This is a genomic window from Sinorhizobium kostiense (genome assembly GCF_017874595.1).
In the GTDB taxonomy this organism is placed as follows: Bacteria; Pseudomonadota; Alphaproteobacteria; order Rhizobiales; family Rhizobiaceae; genus Sinorhizobium; species Sinorhizobium kostiense.
The window spans coordinates 59,913-78,861 of record NZ_JAGILA010000007.1; the positions used below are offsets into that span (position 1 = coordinate 59,913).

Here is an 18,949-nt window from a genome sequence, read left to right on the forward strand (position 1 = left end):
TCCTCAGCGGAACGTGAGTCTGCAAGTTGAAAGGCGACAAGCACCATGCGCAACTACCCAACCATTCAGGACATTGAGGAAGCACGTGAAAGGCTGAAGCCTCACATCAGACATACGCCCTTACTGCGCGCAGAGAAAATAGAGAAAGCCGTTGGTTGTCAGCTGTATCTCAAACCTGAGACCCTGCAAATTACCGGCGCCTTTAAGATTCGCGGCGCTCTAAACAAGACCCTTTCGCTCCCGAGAGAAGCGATCGCAAACGGCATCATAGCCAGTTCGTCGGGCAATCATGCGCAGGGGCTTTCCTACGCGGCCAGAATGCTGGGCGTAAAGGTGATATTGGTACTCCCGGTTACCACGCCGAAAATCAAGATAGCCAACACCGAGGCCCTTGGTGCGGAAGTCGTCCTTTTCGACGGCGATACGGCTGCCAGATGGAAAAAGGTCTATGAAATCGCCGAAGGAAAGAATTATGCGGTTGTACATGGGTTCGAAGACCCCATGGTAATGGCTGGCCAAGGAACAATTGGCTGTGAAATCCTCGAGGACTTGGAAGATGTTGACACGGTCATTGTTCCCGTTGGCGGCGGCGGCCTTATCTCGGGAATAGCTACCGCTATCAAGGAAACGAAGCCATCGGTGCGCGTCATCGGCGCGGAGCCAGCATTAACACCGAAGTATTTCCACAGCCGGTTAAACAAGGAACGTACGTCGTTACCCTTGAAGAACACCATCGCCGATGGCCTGAGAATAAGCGTTCCGGGGCAGAACCCGTATCCCATCATTGAAAAGTACGTCGACGAGATCATTCTCGTCGAGGACGAGCACATCATCGCAGGTATGCGTACCCTTGCCAGAGACGCGAAATTGATCGCCGAACCGGCCGCCTCGATTGGCATCGGCGCCTTGTTGGCGGGCTCCATAAAAGTCAGACCGGATGAAAAAGTCTGCGCGGTGTTGAGCGGCGGGAACTGGGACTTGTGCGACCTTGCTGAGATATACAAAGCTGCCGAGTAGGGTTGCCAGGACGGATATCTAAATTCCGTTCGGGCCAGCTAGGAGCGCTTGCGCGCTCGCCCGTTCCAAGTTTGTATTGGTCGACATGAACGTCGCGCGCCAAGCTTGAACTATTCCGCGGCTGCTTCCCCGCCCTCCTGCACGAGGGCCGCGTTCTTCCTGTCGATCGCGTCCCGGTTTGCAGCCGCGGCTGCGATCGCCTGCTTGTCATCGCCGGCCACCTGGACGGTCGGCGAGGCGAAGTGGATAGCGTTGGTCGCGAAGGCTTCCTTGATCAGCGCCTGGGCCCGTCGCCTCACCTGCGTCTGGCACCCCGGCTTTGTCTTCATCGCGAAGCTCAGGGTGATGCCGTAGTCGCCGAATTGCTCGACGCCCTTCATCTTCACCGTTTCAAGGATCAGCGGGCCGAGTTCCGGGTCCTCGAGAAGCTTGGCGCCGACCCCCTTCACCACCTTCTTCACCTTGGCGACATCGGTGTCGTAGGCGACGTTGATCTTGAACTTGTCGATGACCCAGTCGCGGCTCATGTTCTGGACGGCGCCTAGCGAGCCGAAGGGCACCGTGAAGACAGGCCCACGGTGATGGCGCAGCTTGACGGAACGGATGCTGAAGGATTCGACCGTACCCATGTAGCTGCCGCTCTGGATATATTCGCCGACCCTGAAGGCGTCGTCCATCATGTAGAAAATGCCGCTGATGATGTCCTTCACGAGCGTCTGCGAGCCGAAGCCGATCGCCACGCCGAAGACGCCGGCGCCGGCGATCAACGGGCCGATGGCGACGCCGAGGCCGGAGAGCACCATCATTCCGGCGACGACGGCGATGAAGGCGGCCAGGAAATTGCGCAGGATCGGCAGCAGCGTGCGAAGACGCATTTTGCGAGCCAGCAGCACCGGATCCGCTACGTCGACACTGGCGCGCGTCAGATGGAGATTGATGAACTCCTTCGTCAGCTGCCAGACGAGGTCCGCCGCCAGCAGGATCACCACGCCGGCGAGGACGCCGCGGAAGAGCCTGTTGAAGACATCGTCCTGTACCATCGAGCTGCCTTTGAACTGGAAGACGACGGCAAGCCATGCGGCAGCGAGCGCGATGATGGCGAATCTCGCGCCACGGTCGATCAGCACATTGCGCGCCACGCGCATGTAGCCGGCCGCATCGGCGTCCCGCATCGACCTGGTTGTGGCAGTCGTGAAGCGCAAGAGCGGCGGCAGGCCGAGGGTATAGACGCCGAGCCAGAACGCCACCTTCATGCCGCCGCTCCAGAACAGCCACAGCAGGATGAGGAAGGCGACGACCAAGGCGTTGCTTAGCAAGCGCCGCCCGGCCGGCACCTCCGCGGCGGCGGGGCGCCGTATCGCCGTTTCGATGGCAAGGCCCAGCACGACCAGGCCGAGAGCTGCCGTGACGAATTCGTTGACATTCTCCGGAACCGACAGCGCCTGCATCAGGTCCGCGGCGGCCCACAGAAAGGCCAGGGCGCCGATGAAGAGAACGGACCGCCGATACCAGAAGCGTGCCGCCTCCGGTGCAAGCGCGACGCTGCCCTGCTGCGGCTCAGTCGCCACGCCTTGCGCAATGGCGACCTTGAACGCCGACGCAGATATCGCAATCAGCAGCCGGGCAACGATCCAGGCGATCAGCAGCGGCGCCACGGCCGCCTCCAGTCGGCTCGGCCAGCCGGAAAGGACGAAGGCGACGATTGCGGCAATCGCGAAGACGACGAGCGGCGCGACGCGAACGAAGACGGCAAGGCCCTGTCCGAGCCGCTCCGGACCTGCTTTCAGCCGCAGGAGGTAGCGCGACAGGAACTCGGCACCATAGGCGACGATGAGCACGAAGGCGAAGCCTTTGAGGATCGGCATCGTTCCATGGCCTTGCATGTCGACGGCGATGCGGTCCTTCGCCGCCCGCCATTCACGAACGACCTGCGGCGCGGCATCCCGCATGCTGAAAAGGTGCTTTCTGAGCGCGGCGACCCACTGCGAGGCAAATCCTCCCGGTTGGGTCGCGGCGGCCGGCGCCGGGGCCTCCCGTCTGGTCGCGAGCCATTGGCGAACTTCCGGGTCGTCCAGCAACGCGATCAATTGTTGGATCTTGGCGGGGGGTGCCGCCGTTGCCGAATCCTGGGCTGCCAGAGGGGTGGCAAGCCCGAACACAAGCGGGATAAGCATAAGGAGCGATGCGCAAATGCTTCTGCCGCGACCATGCTTGAACATCGCGATCACTCGATTACCTCGTCCTTTGCCCCAGACCCGGTGAAGGCGCTTCGGAGGTCATGCGAACCGAGCAACGCGCAAGAGCATGGAGCTTAGTCATTCACCACAGCCCACTTGTCGTCGGGATCGAAGCGGTCGATGAACGGCACGATCGCCTCCGTGCTGGGACCGAGGTCCCGTTCGTAGACAATGCCCTGCTGGTTTACGACGAAGGTCTTGACGCCGGTCCCGGCATATTGCACCGGCCAGGCGATCAATGCGAAGCCGGCGATCATGTTGCCGTTGATGACATAGTCGTATTTGCCGCCGGCGATGTTGTCGCCTTGGGAGGAGAGGATGCGAAAACGGTAGCCGAAATAGCCCTGTCCGGCCTTAGCCCTTTCCAGCGCCGCCTCGCTGATCGCGTCGCCGACCGGGCTGTCGCCGTCGCCCTGGTCGGCTGGCCAGTAGAGGCCGTCGGTCTGGCCGGGGCTGCTGATCAGCTTCTGGGCATATTCGAAGACGCCGTCGGCATCGCGATCTCTTGAGGCGTAATCCTTTTGCGCCTCGGCATAGGCGCGTGCCGTCTCGATCGCCTCGAGCTCGTTCTCGCCCACGCGGCGGTTGGAAATCTCCTCGAGCCCCACATAGGTATCAAAGGCCCATTTGCCATCCTCGCCCTTGGTGATCGGGAACGGCAAGGGCCAGAGCCGGTCGCCGATCTGAATCACCTTGCGCCCCCCAAGATCGCGCACGGCGACCCTGCGCTCGGCACCTTCGCGGATGAGCGCGAAGGTCTCCATCGCATCATCGCCCGTCTTCAGCTTTGCCGGGTCCAGCCCCAAGAGTTTAGCAAGGCCGTCGAAATCATTGCCGGCGAGCGCCGATTTGAAGGCGTCCACTGCCTTTGTAGGATCGTCGAAGACCGGCGGGTCTTCCGCGGCGGCATAGTCGTCGATGCTTGCCGATCCCTGCGTCTGTGCCGGCTGCTGTGCCTGGGCAGAAGCGACATCGATCGGCGCACCGGTGAGCGAGAGCGACAAGGCTGATCCGAGAAGGAGAATATGAAAAAGCTTGCTCATGGTCGTTCTCCCTCCTTGTCAGCGTCTGCGCCCACCGCCGCGGCCACCGCCGCCGCGTCCCATCGACGGTCTACCGCCGCCGCGGCTCACGTGCGGCCGCCCGCCGCCGCGATGGCCGCCGCCCATGCTGTGGCCGCCGCGCCGCGATGACGCCACTTCCCGGCGTCCCGAATTGACGTTGCCGAGGCCCGACGGTTTCCTCGGCCGGTTCTGCGCTTTGGAGGCCATCTTTTTCTTGCCGGCCGGCCGGCTCGCCTTCGAAGACTTCTTGCCCTTGGGGCGGTTGAGGCTCTGCTTCGATCCTCCGGCTTTCGCCTTCGCCACCGCTTGCCGTCCTGTGGGCTTCGCGTTCGGCCGCGCCTGAGCTTTTAAACCATCGAGCGTGCTCTTGCGCACATCCGAGATCTGGCCGGCACCGTTTCCAAGGCGCGTCTGTGGACGGTCGCGGTTGATCGCGGCGGCACGGTTGCGGATATTGTTGTCGCCGTTGGCCTTGATGCTGTTCTTTATGTTCGTCCGGTCGAATTTCTGGAGCTGGTCGCGATCGAACTTGAGCTTGCTGCGATCGACATTCTTCCAATCGATGTCATTCAACTTCAGCTTGCCGTCGAAATCCACGTTGTTGAAGCATTTGTTGCAGTCGACATCGATGTCGCCGTCCCAGCGGCCGCCCCACACCCCCCAGTCGTCCCAGTCGATAATGGCACCGAAGATCGCGCCGGTTACGGCGCCGGCGAAAAAGGCCGCCCCCGGATACCAGTAGGCGGGATAGGCTTCGTCATAATAGTCGATGGGCGCCGGCGCGTAGTCCGGTTCATAAAGCATTTCCGGAGGATATTGCGGGACATAGATCGTCTCCGGGTTCGCCGGCTGGATGATGATATTGTCACCCTCCTCGACCACCTTGATCTTGTCGTCCGTCTCGATGATGTCCTTGGCAACCGCCTCGTCGCGCAATTGCTGAATCGCGATCAGCACATCTTTCTGCTGATTGGCGATCGCCTCGCCAAAGCTCTGCGTCCATTCGAGATCCTCGCTCATCATCTTGACGATCTCGGGATAGTTCAACAGCGAAATCACGCTGCCGTCCCAGCTTTCCTTCGGCTTCAGATCCGTCTTCTTCGCGCGTGCCTGAAGAAACCGCTCCGCTTCGACGATCTGCAGAGGGTAGAGCGAGGCAGCTGAGACGAGTGCAATCAATTCATCGGGGTAAAGCGCGATCCGCGCCACCAGAACCTCCAGTTCCTCGTCGCTGAGCGGTTCAGGCGTGGCCGTCGGCGCTTCTGTCGTTGCCGATGTTTTCTCCTGCGCAAGGGCGCCGGGGGTCTGCATTGCCAGCATGACCGCCACCGCGCCGCCAAGTAGAGCAATTGCCGTATTTCTGATCATCCCTTAATCCCCCGGGGCGCTCGGGCCCATCTCCATAGGCCGACGCCCCGCCTGGCGATCATTAGCTGACATCGATGGATTGCTGCCTTGCCAAGGCACGCCATTCCATGGATGTGACGATGCCGAGCCTAGTACTCTTCCAAGAATATCCCGGACGAACCTACAAGAGACGATGAGATTCCCGGAAGAATGCGCGGCGGAAAAACTGCACTGTTCATCCATCCTACCCGCGTTTATTACCTTTGAACAAAGACAAGCTTACCCGGTTCGAACCTCCGCGTCGTTGACTGTAATCAAATGCAAGAGAAGTTCCGCTATCGTTGAACAGACGCCCCGCCGACGGATTGCTGCTCGGCGGGGGGCATCGACCACGCAAAGACTCCAGTGAGATTGCGCATGGATCGCGTGGCGAACAGGGCAACACCCCAATGGCGAGATGGCCGCACGTACGGTCCGCGCCCTGTATGATCGAGTATCTTACGGTCGCACATTGATCCCGCGCAATTTCATCGAACCGGTTTTGTTGTTTCGTGGAGCGGCCGTCGCGCAAGCGTGCGGTGTGAGGATTTCGTCTTCGCCACGGGGCGTCATCGTCTGACGCTTCACGTAAGGTCTGAGTAAAGGTCTCGCACATATTGCAAGCTGCTGAGCATCTATCCTGAGGCATCTGACGATCAGTCGTTGGTCCGATCGAGATCCGCAAAACATGCGGTGAACAGACACAGGAGACGGTCATGGAAGACGCTACGAAACAGCCTGGGGCAAACACCGGACTTTGGCAGGATCCGCCGTGGCAAGAATCATGGCAATACGCAATGGATGCGTGGCAGCGCACGGTTCTCTTCTGTGACGTTCTGCGCCGCCGGGCCAACCAATATGCCGAGCACAATTTGAGCTCCGCGCCACATGTTTTGCGTTTCGATGTAGAGCTCGTATTGAGCGGACGGGCGTTGCCGCGCCCGGTCAACTACGGCCTGGTGCGGATCGTCCCGCCGGCGGATATCGAAGTCGATCCGCGCAAGCGCCCTTTCGTGGTTGTCGACCCTCGCGCCGGGCACGGGCCTGGGATCGGGGGCTTCAAGGCCGACAGCGAGATAGGTGCCGCGCTGCAAGCGGGACATCCCTGTTACTTCATCGGTTTTCTCCCGGATCCGGTGCCAGGGCAGACGATCGAGGACATCATGCGGGCACAAGCCGCATTCCTCGAAAGAGTGATTGAACTCCACCCTGAGGCAGACAGCAGACCCTGCGTGATCGGCAATTGCCAAGCTGGATGGGCGGTGATGATGCTCGCCTCTACGCGGCCTGAACTGTTCGGAGCTGTCATCGTGGCCGGATCCCCGCTTTCCTACTGGGCCGGCGTCAAAGGTGCGAACCCGATGCGATATACGGGTGGGTTGCTCGGCGGCAGCTGGCTCACGGCGCTCACCGGCGACATAGGCGGCGGCAAGTTCGACGGGGCCTGGTTGGTCACGAATTTCGAAGGTCTGAACCCGGCGAACACGCTCTGGAGCAAGCAATACAACGTCTGGTCACATGTGGATACCGAAGCTGCGCGCTATCTGGAGTTCGAACGCTGGTGGGGCGGACACGTCAATCTCAATGCCGAGGAGATGCAGTTCATCGTGGACGAGTTGTTCGTCGGCAACCGGCTGGCGACGGCGGAGATCGTCACCTCGGACGGCGTGCACATCGATATGCGCAACATCACGTCGCCGATCCTCTGCTTCTGCTCCAAGGGCGACAATATTACGCCGCCGCAGCAGGCGCTGGGGTGGATTCTTGATCTCTACCGGAGCGTCGACGATATCCGTGCACACGGACAGACGATCATCTACGCGATGCACGAGACGATCGGTCACCTCGGTATCTTCGTCTCGGGCAAGGTGGCGACCAAAGAGCATGCCGAATTCGCGAGCAACATCGATCTGATCGACACCCTGCCGCCGGGGCTCTACGAAGCCGTCTTGATCCCGCGCTCGAGCGAGACCGCCGCACCGGACCTCGTCCTGGGCGAGTGGATCGCCCGTTTCGAGCCGCGCAGCTTCGATGATCTGCGGGAGATGGGCGGGAATGACCCGGACGACGAACTTCGCTTCGCCACGGCGCGGCGGGTCTCCGAGATCAACCTCGGCCTCTATCGCACCTTCGCGCAGCCGTTCATAAAGGCGATAGCCAGCGATCATGCCGCTTCGTTGCTCGCCCGTCTGCATCCGGCGCGACTGCCCTTCGAGATGTTCTCGGACAGCAATCCGTTCATGGCGCCAATCGCGATGATGGCGGACCAAGTCCGCGAGGAGCGTCAGCCCGTCAGTCCGGATAACGCGTTCGTTGCGTTACAGGATTTCATGTCCAAGCAAATCGAAACAACCCTTGACGTCTGGCGCGCCTGGCGCGACCAGTCCGAGGAACAGCTTTTCCTCGCCGTCTACGGTTCTCCCTTGCTGCAGGCTGCCGTGGGACTTCGGGCGAGCGACGAACCTCCACGGCGCCACCCCGGTGAACAGCCCGCGACTTTGGCCTTCATCCGCGCCCGGATAGCCGAACTCAGGGCCCGCATGAGCGAAGGCGGGCTGCGCGAGGCGAGCATTCGGGCGCTGGTCTATGTCGGCCGCGGCCATGGCATGGACGAGCGCCAGTTGGCGGTGCTGCGGCGCATCCGGGCGCGCCACAAGGACGGTTTTTCACTTCAGGAATTCAAACGGGTTCTCAGGGAGCAGTCGCTGATGCTCCTCATTGACGAGCCGGCGGCGCTCGCGGCGCTCCCCTCCATGCTGCCGGAGGGCACTGAGGAGCGCGCAGCGGCGCTGGCGGCAGTGCAGGAAGTCATCGAGAGCACCGGGGAAATGAACGAGGAGGTTCAGGCCCGCCTGGACCGTGTCGCGACGATCTTCACCGGCGGTACGGCAAAGCCGGCGATCGTAAGGGGGCCTTCGGCGCAAGCACGGCGCCGCACCTCGTGAAGCTACGAGATGGAGCAGGCGATAGGTGAAGGCAAAGGAGAACGGCGATGCCCTTGATGAGCCCGTCAGAAGCAGATCGGCCGCATGTCAAATATCAGCGCCTGATCGACCGGACCCGAGGCGTGGGACCGATCCCCACAGCGGTTGCCCACCCTTGTGACGAGAGTTCGTTGTTGGGTGTGGTCGATGCCGCGCGCGAAGGCATGATCGATCCGATCCTCGTTGGTCCGTCCACGAAAATCCGTGCCGTGGCCGAGGGCTGCGGAATCGACCTCCAAGGTTACGAGGTTGTCGATGCGCCGCACAGTGACGCGGCAGCGGCCGAGGCTGTTGCGCTTGTTCGCGCGGGTAAGGCGGAACTCATCATGAAGGGCAGCCTCCATTCGGACGAACTGCTGCGGTCAGTCACTGCCAAGGACACCGGTCTGAGGACGCAAAGGCGGATCAGCCACGTCTTCATCATGGATGTGCCGACCTATTCCGAGCCGCTGTTCATCACCGACGCGGCGGTCAACATCTTTCCGGACCTCGAGGCCAAGCGCGACATCGTGCAAAACGCAATCGACCTGCACGTCGGCCTCGGTCTCGGCGAACCTCGCGTCGCCATACTCTCGGCGGTGGAGACGGTCACGACAAAGATCCCGGGAACGACCGACGCTGCGTGCCTCTGCAAGATGGCCGATCGCGGCCAGATCACGGGGGGCATTCTCGATGGTCCGCTGGCGCTCGACAATGCGATCAGCGAGGAGGCCGCTCGGATCAAGGGTATTCGGTCCCTGGTAGCCGGGCGGGCCCAGATTCTCGTCGCGCCCGATCTCGAAGCCGGCAACATGCTCGCCAAAAACCTTACTTTTCTCGCCAATGCCGATGCCGCCGGCATTGTCCTGGGCGCCAGGGTACCGGTCATCCTCACATCGCGAGCGGACAACCTACGCACAAGGATGGCCTCCTGTGCGGTGGCGGTGCTCTATGCCGCAGCCAGGCGCCAAACACTCGCCGTCCCCGCGGAGTAACGGGCATGGATAGCATCCTGGTCGTGAACGCAGGCAGTTCGAGCCTCAAATTCCAGCTCTTCTCGATCGATGAAGGCGACACGCTCGGGCGCCTGTTGAAGGGCCAACTCCAGGGGATCGGCACCAGACCCCGTTTGTTGGTCCACGATGCGCGGGGGCAAGTCGTCGCTGAGAACGCATTTCCCCCGGGCGAGGTCAAGGACCTGGCAGCTGCGCAGGATATCGTCGGTGCCTGGCTCATAGGCCATGTCGGCACACCGCCGACGACGGTCGGGCACCGGGTGGTGCACGGCGGACCGCTCTACAGCCAACCGACAGTCGTCGATGACCAGGTGCTCACAAGTTTGGAGAAATTCATACCTCTGGCCCCACTCCATCAACCCAACAATCTGGCGCCCATCCGTTCTATTCGCCGACAGCGGCCGGATCTGCTCCAGGTTGCGTGCTTCGACACCGCGTTCCACCGCAGCCACTCGGAAATCGCCGATCGCTTTGCGATCCCCGAACCGTTCTATCGCGAAGGTGTGCGGCGCTACGGTTTCCACGGCCTATCCTACGAATATATTGCAGGCCGGTTGAGGGAGCTTGAGCCCGATCTGCAGAAGGGGAGGGTCATTGTCGCCCATCTCGGCAGCGGCTGCTCCATGTGCGCAATGGTCGGCGGTCGCAGTGTCGAGAGCACGATGGGTTTCACCGCCCTTGATGGCTTGCCGATGGGCACCCGTCCCGGACAGCTCGATGCTGGCATCGTCCTCTACATGCTGGCCGAGAAGCATATGGACGTCAAAGCCGTCGAGCATCTGCTTTACCACGAGTGCGGTCTGAAGGGCCTTTCCGGCATCAGCAGCGACGTGCGCGAACTGCTCGCCAGTTCCGACGAGCGCGCCAGGCTTGCGCTCGAGTATTTTGCCTATCGCGTCGCAATGGCCGCCGGCGCGCTCACCGCGGCCATGGGCGGGCTTGATGGCTTTGTCTTCACCGCGGGAGTTGGCGAGAATGCGCCGGCGATCCGGCTAGCGATTATGGAGCGGCTGGCGTGGCTGGGTCTTGACGTCGATCCGGTTGCGAACGGGCAGGGCGGGCTGCGCATTTCGAGCGCCCGGAGCCGCGTTACCGTGCTCACCATACCCACGGACGAGGAACAAATGATCGCCCGCCATACGCTCGCGGTCCTCAGCCAGACCAGGCGCTCAGACAGTCACTGACACCGGCCGCGATCGCTCAGGCGCCTTTCGTGAAAACCAGCGTGGTCCGATTGTTTGCGAGGAGAAGCCCCAATGTCGTTTAATTCACGTTCCGTTTCGCTCGAGGGCCGGCGCGGCCTCGTGACAGGCATCGCCAACGACCAATCCATCGCATGGGGCTGCTCCAAGGCATTTCGGTCTCTTGGGGCGGAACTCGCGGTGACCTATCTCAACGAGAAAACGAAGTCATACGTCGAGCCGCTCGCACGGGAAGTCGGTGTAACGATGATGCTGCCGCTCGACTTGGGGGTCGAAGGTCAACTCGCCGCGGTCTTCGATGAAATTGCCGCCCAATGGGGCCAGCTTGACTTCGTGCTGCACTCCATCGCCTTCGCCCCCAGAGAAGATCTGCACGGTCGTGTGGTCGATTGTTCGAAGGGCGGCTTCCTGCAGGCCATGGAGATATCCTGCTGGTCATTCATCCGCATGGCGAAGCTCGCCGAGCCTCTGATGAGCGAAGGCGGAACGCTCTTTACGATGACCTATTACGGCTCGCAAATGGTCGTCGAGCACTACAACCTCATGGGGCCGGTGAAGGCGGCCCTGGAAAGTGCCACGCGCTACCTCGCGGCAGAGCTCGGTCCCCAGGGCATCCGGGTGCACGCCATCTCACCGGGTCCCCTGCAGACGAGAGCAGCCTCCGGCATTGCCGAATTCGACGAGCTTCTCGACAAGGCTCAGTCCAAGGCACCGGCACGCAGTCTGGTATCCATCGACGATGTCGGAGCGGCCGTGGCGTTTCTCGCGACCGACGCAGCCAAGCTGATCACCGGCGAAACCCTCTATATCGACGGAGGCTATCACATCATCGACTGAAGCGTGGATTACACACCCTTGAGCCGGACTGCAAAGTCTGCCTTCCGGAGACTGCAGTCGTCTGGTCCCTGAGCGTTTGCGCATTGCTTTTCAGCTGCGGACGCGCAAGTGCGCAGGGTATGCAAAAGAGCCGCGTTTGTCTCAAATCAATGACAGTTCTGCTCGCTGTTTCTAAAGTTGTTCAGGTGTATCGCACTAGGCCGCAAGTGCCGGAACTGAAGATCTTCAGGCGGGGTCAGGCGACGGAAGGTCGCGACAGAAACTCTCGCCGAAAGCAGGCTCAGCCGGCTCAGAAGCTGGGCCAAGGGGGGCGGCACCGCGGACCGCCGCCTCGCCTGAAGATCTGCTTGAGGTAGAAATGACCGCGGAGATCGAGCGAAAGTTTCATGTCCTGGATGATCGTTGGCGGAAGCACGCGTCGAAGGTCTGTGAGCTTCAACAAGCTTACATCGTAAGTACGAAGAACCGAGTGGTTCGCGTCAGGCTCATAAACGCGGCACAGGCAACGCTGACCGTCAAGATCCGAACCAGCCCCGCGCAACGTGAAGAGTACGAGTACTCGATCCCTTACGCTGACGCTGTGGACATGTTCGAGCACGCTCTCGGGACCATCGAGAAGACTCGTTACGAGGTCGATTATAAGGGCCACCGCTGGGAAATCGATGTCTATGCGGGCGCACACAACGGTCTTGTCGTGGCTGAGGTCGAGCTCCGTAGGGCAGGCGACGATCCACCGCAGCCAGTCTGGGTGGGGCCGGAGATAACGGGCAACCGATTGTGTTCGAATCGAGTGCTGGCGATGGGCGCGCGCCGTCTTGAGAGCGGCCGTGTGGATCTAAGTCCTGTGGTGCCATTCGTTAAGTAAAGGACAGCCACGGCACAAGGCCGATTTTAAGTGGGAGCAAGAACGATGCCGGAACAGAAAGACCTGAATAAGAATGCGACACCCCCAAGCGCAAAAGAGCTCCGCATGCAACTCCTGCAGCGGGAGATGCAGGAAATGGAGAAGGAGCGAAAGCTCAAGACGATCCAGGAGCAGAAACTCGCCGACTTCGCTGCCGAATTCCTGGAGAAGCGTGTTACTGAAGAAGAGATCGCCATGGTGCGCCGTCTGGTGACGAACGCGGTCAGGGACGGCAAGTTCGAGGCGATGGTCTACAGTTTCCCATCCGATCTGTGCACCGATAGCGGCCGGGCGATAAACAGCGGCGACCGGGACTGGCCGAGGACCCTCCAGGGCAAGGCGAAGGAGTTCTTCGAACGTTACCAGACCTTCGGCAAGCCCCAGGGCTACAAGCTGAAGGCGATGATCATCAACTTCCCCGGCGGCATGCCCGGAGATGTGGGCTTTTTCTTGAATTGGGCACCGGATGACGTGTGAACGGCCTGCCGTTCCGGTCCGCTCGAAGGAACAGCTTGACGCCCATGGTATGGAGGGCGCGTCCCGGAAAACGGGCGCGCCGTTTGTCGGGTCAGTAGACGGATGGCACCAGTCGGCGAGCGTGCATGACCTCGGCATAGTTGTCGGGACGTTTCTGGCGCTTGCCGAGGTCGGGTTCTTCGAATTTCACGCATTCGTAGGGGATCGAGTTCAAGATGTGTGAGATGCAGTTGATGCGGGCCTGCTTCTTGTCGTCGGAGAGGACGATCCACCAGGGAGCATACTCGGTGTCGGTCATTCGGATCATCTCGTCATAGGCGCGGGAGTAGTCCCACCAGCGACGATAGGACTCAACGTCCATCGGGCTGAGCTTCCACTGACGCAGCGGGTCCCCGATCCGCTGCCGGAAGCGACGCTCCTGTTCCTCCTCGCTGACATCGAGAAAGTATTTGAGCAGGATTATGCCGCTTTCGACGATCGCCGCTTCAAAGCGCGGTGCCAGTTCCAGGAACCGCTTCGCCTGCGCCTCGGTGCAGAAGCCCATCACCCGCTCGACTCCCGGGCGATTGTACCAGGAACGGTCGAATATCACGACCTCGCCTGCGGCCGGCAGATACGGGATGTAGCGCTGCATATAGATCTGGCTCTTTTCACGGTCCGTCGGCGCCGGTAGTGCCACAACGCGAAAAACGCGGGGGCTGACCCGCTCGGTGATCCGCTTGATCACGCCACCCTTTCCCGCCGCATCGCGCCCTTCGAAAATGATGACGACGCGTGCCCCGGATTTCTTCACCCATGCCTGCAAGTGGGCAATCTCTACCTGCAATCGAGCGAGTTGCTTCGCATAGTCGCCGCTTGGTGCGACACTGCCCGGAATAGCATCCTTGCCCTTGTTCTTGCGATCCTTGTCCTTACCATTCTTGACCATGGCTCTTGCTCCCTCCGTGCGCGGTGGTCGGTCCTGCCCCCAGTTGGTACGATAGCCTCGACGCGCTCTATTCGGCCGGGCTTTCGGACCGATTCTCGAATTCGTCGAGCGCGTCCTCCATGCCGGAGAAGACCATGTCGGCACCGATTTTGTCGATGACGCCGGCTCGATGGAGCATGGCGCGAGCATCCCCGTGCAGCTCAGCTAGACCGAGCGCGATACCGCTCTTCTTCAACTTCGCGCAAACTTCCGCGAGCATTGCTGTCGCGGTGCTATCGATTTGCGGGATCGCGCTCGCATCTATGACCAGCCAACGCGTACCCGCCGGAAGCGCCTTGGCTATGTTAAGCAGGCGCGCCTCTACGTAGTCGGTATTGAAGAAAAGAAGGCTGCCCTGGATCATGCAGGCCCCAAAACCCGGCACCGGGCGCGCTCCCGGCTCGCGATGAAGCTTGTAGAAGCCGTCGCGGCCGGGAATGCGGCCAAGCAGCGCGCCATGCGGATACATGCTCTTGCGAAGAAGGTAGACCAGCGTCGCGGCAATGGCGATCACGACGCCGTTGAGAACGCCGAGTCCGATCGGTCCCCACATCGCGATCAACGCAAAGACGAACTCCATCCGACTGACGCGCCAGATCTGCCTCAATGCCCGCAAGTCGATCAGACTGAGCGCCGTGGCCGCCAATTTCGCGCCAAGCGCAGGGATCGGCAGGATACGGAGAACTCCTCCTAAAAACAGCAGCACTGCCATAAGCGTTGCTGCCGCGACCAGGCCCGCGATTTGCGAGCGGCCGCCAACGGCGAAGTTCACCGCTGTGCGCGAGTCCGAGGCTGTGACCGGGAACGTTCCGAAGAGACCGGCAGCGATATTCGCAGCGCCGAAGCCGGAGAGTTCGCGGTTGGGCTCGACTTGATAGCCGCCGAGAGCCCCAAAGCTGCGGGCGGTTATGATACCGGCGCCAAAGCTGACCAGAAAAATGGCGGCACCGCCGACCAGCAACGTGTCGAAGGGCAGGTCGCCGATCTGAGGCAGTGACATAGTCGGCAGTCCCTCGGGGATATTGCCGACGATGGCGATCCCGAGCCCCTCGAAGTCGAAGAAGAATGAAAGCAGTACGGACAGGAGGACGACGATCACCGGGCCGGGAATAGGAGAGTCCAGTGCCCGGGCCACCTGCAGCAGCGCAAAGCAGCCGAGTGCGAGCAACAGCGATGGCCAGTGGATCGACGCGGCCTCCCGCGCAAGTTCGAGCACGGGCCCAATAAGGCCCTCCGCCTCGATATCGACTCCGGTGAAGCGTTTGATCTGGCCGATCAGTATGGAAAGCGAGATCCCGGCGAAGAAGCCAGTCAGAATGGGCCGCGACAGAAAGGTCGCAAGCACGCCGAGGCGGACCAGCCGCGCAACAAGACACAGCGCACCGACTATCAGTGCCAGGAGTGCGGCGACGGCGACTCGGTCGGTCGTCACGCCCGGCGTGGCGAGAACCGTGGCCAAGACAGCAGCAAGTACGGTCATCGTGGCCGCATCCGGTCCGACTATGAGTCTCCGCGAGGGACCAAAAAGCGCGTAGGCGACCAGTGGCGCGATGCTCGCGTAAATTCCGGTCTCTGCCGGAAGACCGGCGATTGCCGGATAGGCGATCGCGCTCGGCAGGCCGACCGCGGCGATTGACAAGCCGGCGGAAACATCGCTGCGCAATGCGTTCGCGTCATAGTCAACGAGGCCGGAGAGAAGTGGAAGGCGAAGGATGGTCGGAGACACCCGCAGCCCTCCAGTTCAGTGGCCCGTCAGCACAAGCGTCTGCACCGGCAAGAGCAGCGCCTGCAGCCTGAGGATCATGGCGTGCACCAGCCCCACCGCATCCACCATGTGCAGGTACAGCCAGCGCGGCGTGCTGATGTCGGGGGAATGCAGTTCGTCATGGTTGCTGGTATAGGCGTTGGCGATGCAACTGCTCCCGGGTGGAATGCCGGTGAATTGCCCCTCGAAGAGCGGCTCGAGAAAAGTGGTCAATGTTCCAGGCCGCACCATCTGCTGCGCGTCGGCGAGCTGATCGGTCGGGCGAATCTGACCGGTGGCAATCACCTCCTGCACCTCCGTGACGACCATCGGAATGACGGCGAATGGCTTGCCGACGCAGGTCGCCTCGGCGATCATGCCTGGCTTCAACACCTGGGCCTCAATCTGGCCGAAGCCGGCGACCAGACCGATGCGGCGATCATCCGGCACCAGGATGCCGGCCGTACGGATCATCGGATTGACGATGTCGCCGGCCCTCAGCGTGAATTGCTGGACCATGCCGGCGGTGCCGGCACGTACGACCGTCTTGTCGAGCTCGACCTGCGCCTGGGAAAGTGCCGCCTGGGCGCTCGCCTTCTGCGCCGGCAGCAGGGAGGCGATCTTCGTCTCGAGCGTTTGCTTGTTCGAGACGGCAGCGTCCAGTGCGCCTTTGCGGCCGTCGACCGCCACCTGGCGTCGCTCTATCTCGCGCCTTGCCACCACATTGGGGTTGAGGCGATTGAGTTCGACCTGTGTTTCGAGCTCGTCGACGGCCTGCCGGTAGGCACCGTCGGCTTGTGTGATCAGGCCATCCGCGGCAGCCAGTTCGGTTTGCGCGACCGTCATTTCGGCATCGATCTCCGCCACGCGGCGGCGGGCGGTCTCGAGCGCCGCCCGCTGCTCCGCGTCGTCCAGCCGAAAGAGGGGGGCTCCGGCGGCAACCTTGTCGTTCATGCCGACGAATACTTCGGCCACCCGTCCGGTTGCCTCCGGCAGGATTGTGACCGTGCGGAATGCGGCCGTGACGGTCTTCGTCGAAGGGTGGAAGTAGAAAATCAGTGTGATCAGCGACAGCGTGAGGATTACGCAGGCGGTGATGCCCCATCTGAGCTCGAACCACATCGAATAGAGATTGATCTCCCGCCCGATCCTCTTGCCCTGGACATAGCGGCGGAAGAGGAAGTCCGGAAAGATCGTCAGCATCGAGCAGATCATGAATTCCAGCATGGCTCAGCCCCTCCGCTCTGACAGACCGTTGCCGGTCGGCTCTGGTTCTACGGGTGCCAGTTGCGGCCCGGCGTGCACTGGATGGGGCTTGGTCGGTGCGACGTGAACCTCCGTCGGCGCGGTTTCGATCGGCGTCTCGCGCCATTCGTCTCGATCGGCAATTCTGCGGAGCGACTCGGCCATCGAACTGACGGGAGTGGTAAAATCCGGAAACTCGATCAGCGCCAGCAGCAGCGCGCCGATCCAGAAAAGGTGGTTGTGGGTGAAGAGCGCGATCAGCGACAGCACCGCAACCAGCTGGAGCTGAACCTTGCTGGCGCCGTGCGCCAGATGCTCCGGCAGTGCGTGCAGGCGCAGGTAGAGAACACCGACAAGCAAGACGATAAGCAGCACGAAGATGATCATCACGTTCATCAGAACGTCCGACTCCCCCGGAGCCGTGATAAAAGCCGGCAGATGGGCAACTGCGGCCGGGTGCAATGACTCTGCCATCTCCGAGTACCTCAAATGAGCGGCAGACAGACCTGCGGCTTCCCTTCATACGTTACCAGAAGAAATCCGTCGGAGTGTTGTATGCTACGGTATTTTACTGGGGCTCGCGTGTAGCCGGCCGTACAGTGCGCGAAACTCAATCAGTTTCATCGGCAGCGTGGAGCAGTGGCGCTTAGAGGGCTAGGCGTCATGTGGAGTGCTCAAGGATGGATGACGACAGTCTGATCAAGAGTGCCTCCTCCGAACTTGCCAAGGTCGACCGCTCCGCCATTGAGGCCAGGATCACGGATGCGGCGCGACTGGGGATTGTCGCGTTGTTTGCGTACTGGTCCCTGACGATGATTGCTCCCTTCGCAATCATCATCATTTGGGCGGTAATCCTCGCCGTCGCCCTCTATCCCGCTTTCCAGGCGCTGAACACGGCGCTCGGTAAACGGCCGCGTTTGGCGGCAATTGCCATCACGCTGGCGAGCCTCGCGATCATCGCCGGCCCGTTGGCGGCTGTCGTTTTCAGCTTCGCCGAGGGAGCGCAGGCTCTTTTCAACAGGTTGAACGAGGGCTCGGTGCTGGTGCCGACGCCGGCAGAGAGTGTTCGGGGCTGGCCGCTTGTCGGTGAGCGCGTCTACGCCGCCTGGAGCCTGGCCGCCAGCAACCTTGAGGATGCGCTGAAGCGGCTGGAGCCATCGCTCCTTCAGGTGACGAGCAGGGCCCTTACCAAGATCGCCGCCATCGGCCTCGACCTGTTGAGCTTCGTCGTTTCGGTGATCGTGGCCGGCTTCCTCTTCGGGCCGGGTGCGCGATTGGCGGAAATCATGCAAGGCTTAGCTCGCCGCATGGCCAGCGACAGAGGCGTAGGCTTTGTGCGGCTGGCCACAGCCACGATCCGCAACGTGGCACGGGGTGTGATCGGCGTTGCCGTGTTGCAGGCGCTCTTGGGCGCATTGGTTCTCCGCGCCTTCGACGCTCCTTTCCCTGGTGTGATCGCTTTTCTGATCCTCGTGTTATGCATCGTTCAGATCGGCCCCATCCTGGTCTTGTTGCCGGTCGTGATCTGGGCGTGGGCCGGAATGGAAGCCGATGCCGCCACACTGTTCACGCTGCTCCTGGCGCCGCTCGTCGTCATCGACAACGTCATGAAACCTGTGCTCGTCGCGCGCGGGCTGTCGACGCCGACCATCGTCATATTGATCGGAGTGCTCGGCGGAACGCTCTCCCATGGGCTGATCGGCCTGTTCCTGGGGCCTATCGTTCTCAGTGTCTTCTATGAGTTGTTGATGGTATGGATGCGAGCCGATGCGAGAGTTGCGGAAACTCGTCCTGAGCTTGACCCCGCAGGCAAGCCGGAGCGGCTGTAACCTCTCGTCCGGCAAGGCATTGTCGGCTTGACAGACGCAGGGGCCCTCGCGCCGCGCGTCT

At 61.6% G+C, this 18,949-nt stretch carries 15 protein-coding genes; 8 read left to right on the forward strand and 7 right to left on the reverse strand.

Translation table 11 applies throughout. From position 1 onward, the window contains the following. Positions 1-45 precede the first annotated feature (45 nt). Positions 46-1,017, forward strand: coding sequence for a threonine/serine dehydratase (locus J2Z31_RS21875; protein WP_209604592.1), 972 nt, complete (start codon positions 46-48; stop codon positions 1,015-1,017). Positions 1,018-1,127: 110 nt separating this feature from the next. On the opposite strand, the gene J2Z31_RS21880 is transcribed toward J2Z31_RS21875, so the two are convergent. From J2Z31_RS21880 to J2Z31_RS21890, 3 genes are all read right to left on the reverse strand, one after another. Beyond that, positions 1,128-3,236, reverse strand: a complete 2,109-nt coding sequence (locus J2Z31_RS21880; RefSeq protein WP_209604594.1) for a mechanosensitive ion channel domain-containing protein — start codon at positions 3,234-3,236, stop codon at positions 1,128-1,130. Positions 3,237-3,328: 92 nt separating this feature from the next. Then, complete coding sequence (locus J2Z31_RS21885) at positions 3,329-4,297, reverse strand: DUF2950 domain-containing protein (protein ID WP_209604596.1); 969 nt, start codon at positions 4,295-4,297, stop codon at positions 3,329-3,331. Between the two features lie 18 nt (positions 4,298-4,315). After that, positions 4,316-5,686: a DUF3300 domain-containing protein gene (locus J2Z31_RS21890; protein ID WP_209604598.1), complete on the reverse strand. Its 1,371-nt coding sequence runs from the start codon at positions 5,684-5,686 to the stop codon at positions 4,316-4,318. Between the two features lie 734 nt (positions 5,687-6,420). Here J2Z31_RS21890 and J2Z31_RS21895 point away from each other — a divergent pair. The 6 genes from J2Z31_RS21895 (at position 6,421) to J2Z31_RS21920 (ending at position 13,103) form a co-directional block, all read left to right on the forward strand. Beyond that, the gene (locus J2Z31_RS21895; protein WP_209604600.1) at positions 6,421-8,649 is read left to right on the forward strand and encodes a DUF3141 domain-containing protein; all 2,229 of its coding nucleotides are present in this window, start codon (positions 6,421-6,423) and stop codon (positions 8,647-8,649) included. Between the two features lie 47 nt (positions 8,650-8,696). Then, a complete protein-coding gene (locus J2Z31_RS21900) occupies positions 8,697-9,662 on the forward strand; it encodes a phosphate acetyltransferase (RefSeq protein ID WP_234939584.1) in 966 nt (321 codons plus the stop codon). Positions 9,663-9,667: 5 nt separating this feature from the next. Further along, positions 9,668-10,867 carry an acetate/propionate family kinase gene (locus J2Z31_RS21905; RefSeq protein WP_209604602.1) on the forward strand — a complete coding sequence of 400 codons (1,200 nt, stop codon included), beginning with the start codon at positions 9,668-9,670 and terminating at the stop codon, positions 10,865-10,867. Positions 10,868-10,939: 72 nt separating this feature from the next. Continuing rightward, positions 10,940-11,722, forward strand: a complete 783-nt coding sequence (gene fabI, locus J2Z31_RS21910; RefSeq protein WP_209604603.1) for an enoyl-ACP reductase FabI — start codon at positions 10,940-10,942, stop codon at positions 11,720-11,722. A 358-nt stretch (positions 11,723-12,080) separates the two neighbouring features. After that, complete coding sequence (locus tag J2Z31_RS21915) at positions 12,081-12,587, forward strand: CYTH domain-containing protein (RefSeq protein ID WP_209604604.1); 507 nt, start codon at positions 12,081-12,083, stop codon at positions 12,585-12,587. Between the two features lie 45 nt (positions 12,588-12,632). Further along, the gene (locus J2Z31_RS21920; protein ID WP_209604605.1) at positions 12,633-13,103 is read left to right on the forward strand and encodes a histidine kinase; all 471 of its coding nucleotides are present in this window, start codon (positions 12,633-12,635) and stop codon (positions 13,101-13,103) included. Between the two features lie 91 nt (positions 13,104-13,194). Here the strand turns inward: J2Z31_RS21920 and ppk2 are convergent, their stop codons facing one another. From ppk2 to J2Z31_RS21940, 4 genes are all read right to left on the reverse strand, one after another. Next, on the reverse strand, positions 13,195-14,031 hold the full coding sequence (ppk2, locus tag J2Z31_RS21925) for a polyphosphate kinase 2 (protein ID WP_209604606.1): 837 nt from the start codon (positions 14,029-14,031) through the stop codon (positions 13,195-13,197). Between the two features lie 67 nt (positions 14,032-14,098). Beyond that, complete coding sequence (locus J2Z31_RS21930) at positions 14,099-15,796, reverse strand: SulP family inorganic anion transporter (protein WP_209604607.1); 1,698 nt, start codon at positions 15,794-15,796, stop codon at positions 14,099-14,101. A 15-nt stretch (positions 15,797-15,811) separates the two neighbouring features. Further along, on the reverse strand, positions 15,812-17,041 hold the full coding sequence (locus J2Z31_RS21935) for an HlyD family secretion protein (RefSeq protein ID WP_209604608.1): 1,230 nt from the start codon (positions 17,039-17,041) through the stop codon (positions 15,812-15,814). Positions 17,042-17,044: 3 nt separating this feature from the next. Further along, positions 17,045-17,533, reverse strand: coding sequence for a hypothetical protein (locus J2Z31_RS21940; RefSeq protein ID WP_209604609.1), 489 nt, complete (start codon positions 17,531-17,533; stop codon positions 17,045-17,047). A gap of 206 nt (positions 17,534-17,739) precedes the next feature. Here J2Z31_RS21940 and J2Z31_RS21945 point away from each other — a divergent pair, with 206 nt between their 5' ends. After that, positions 17,740-18,888, forward strand: a complete 1,149-nt coding sequence (locus J2Z31_RS21945; protein ID WP_209604611.1) for an AI-2E family transporter — start codon at positions 17,740-17,742, stop codon at positions 18,886-18,888. Positions 18,889-18,949: the final 61 nt, after the last annotated feature.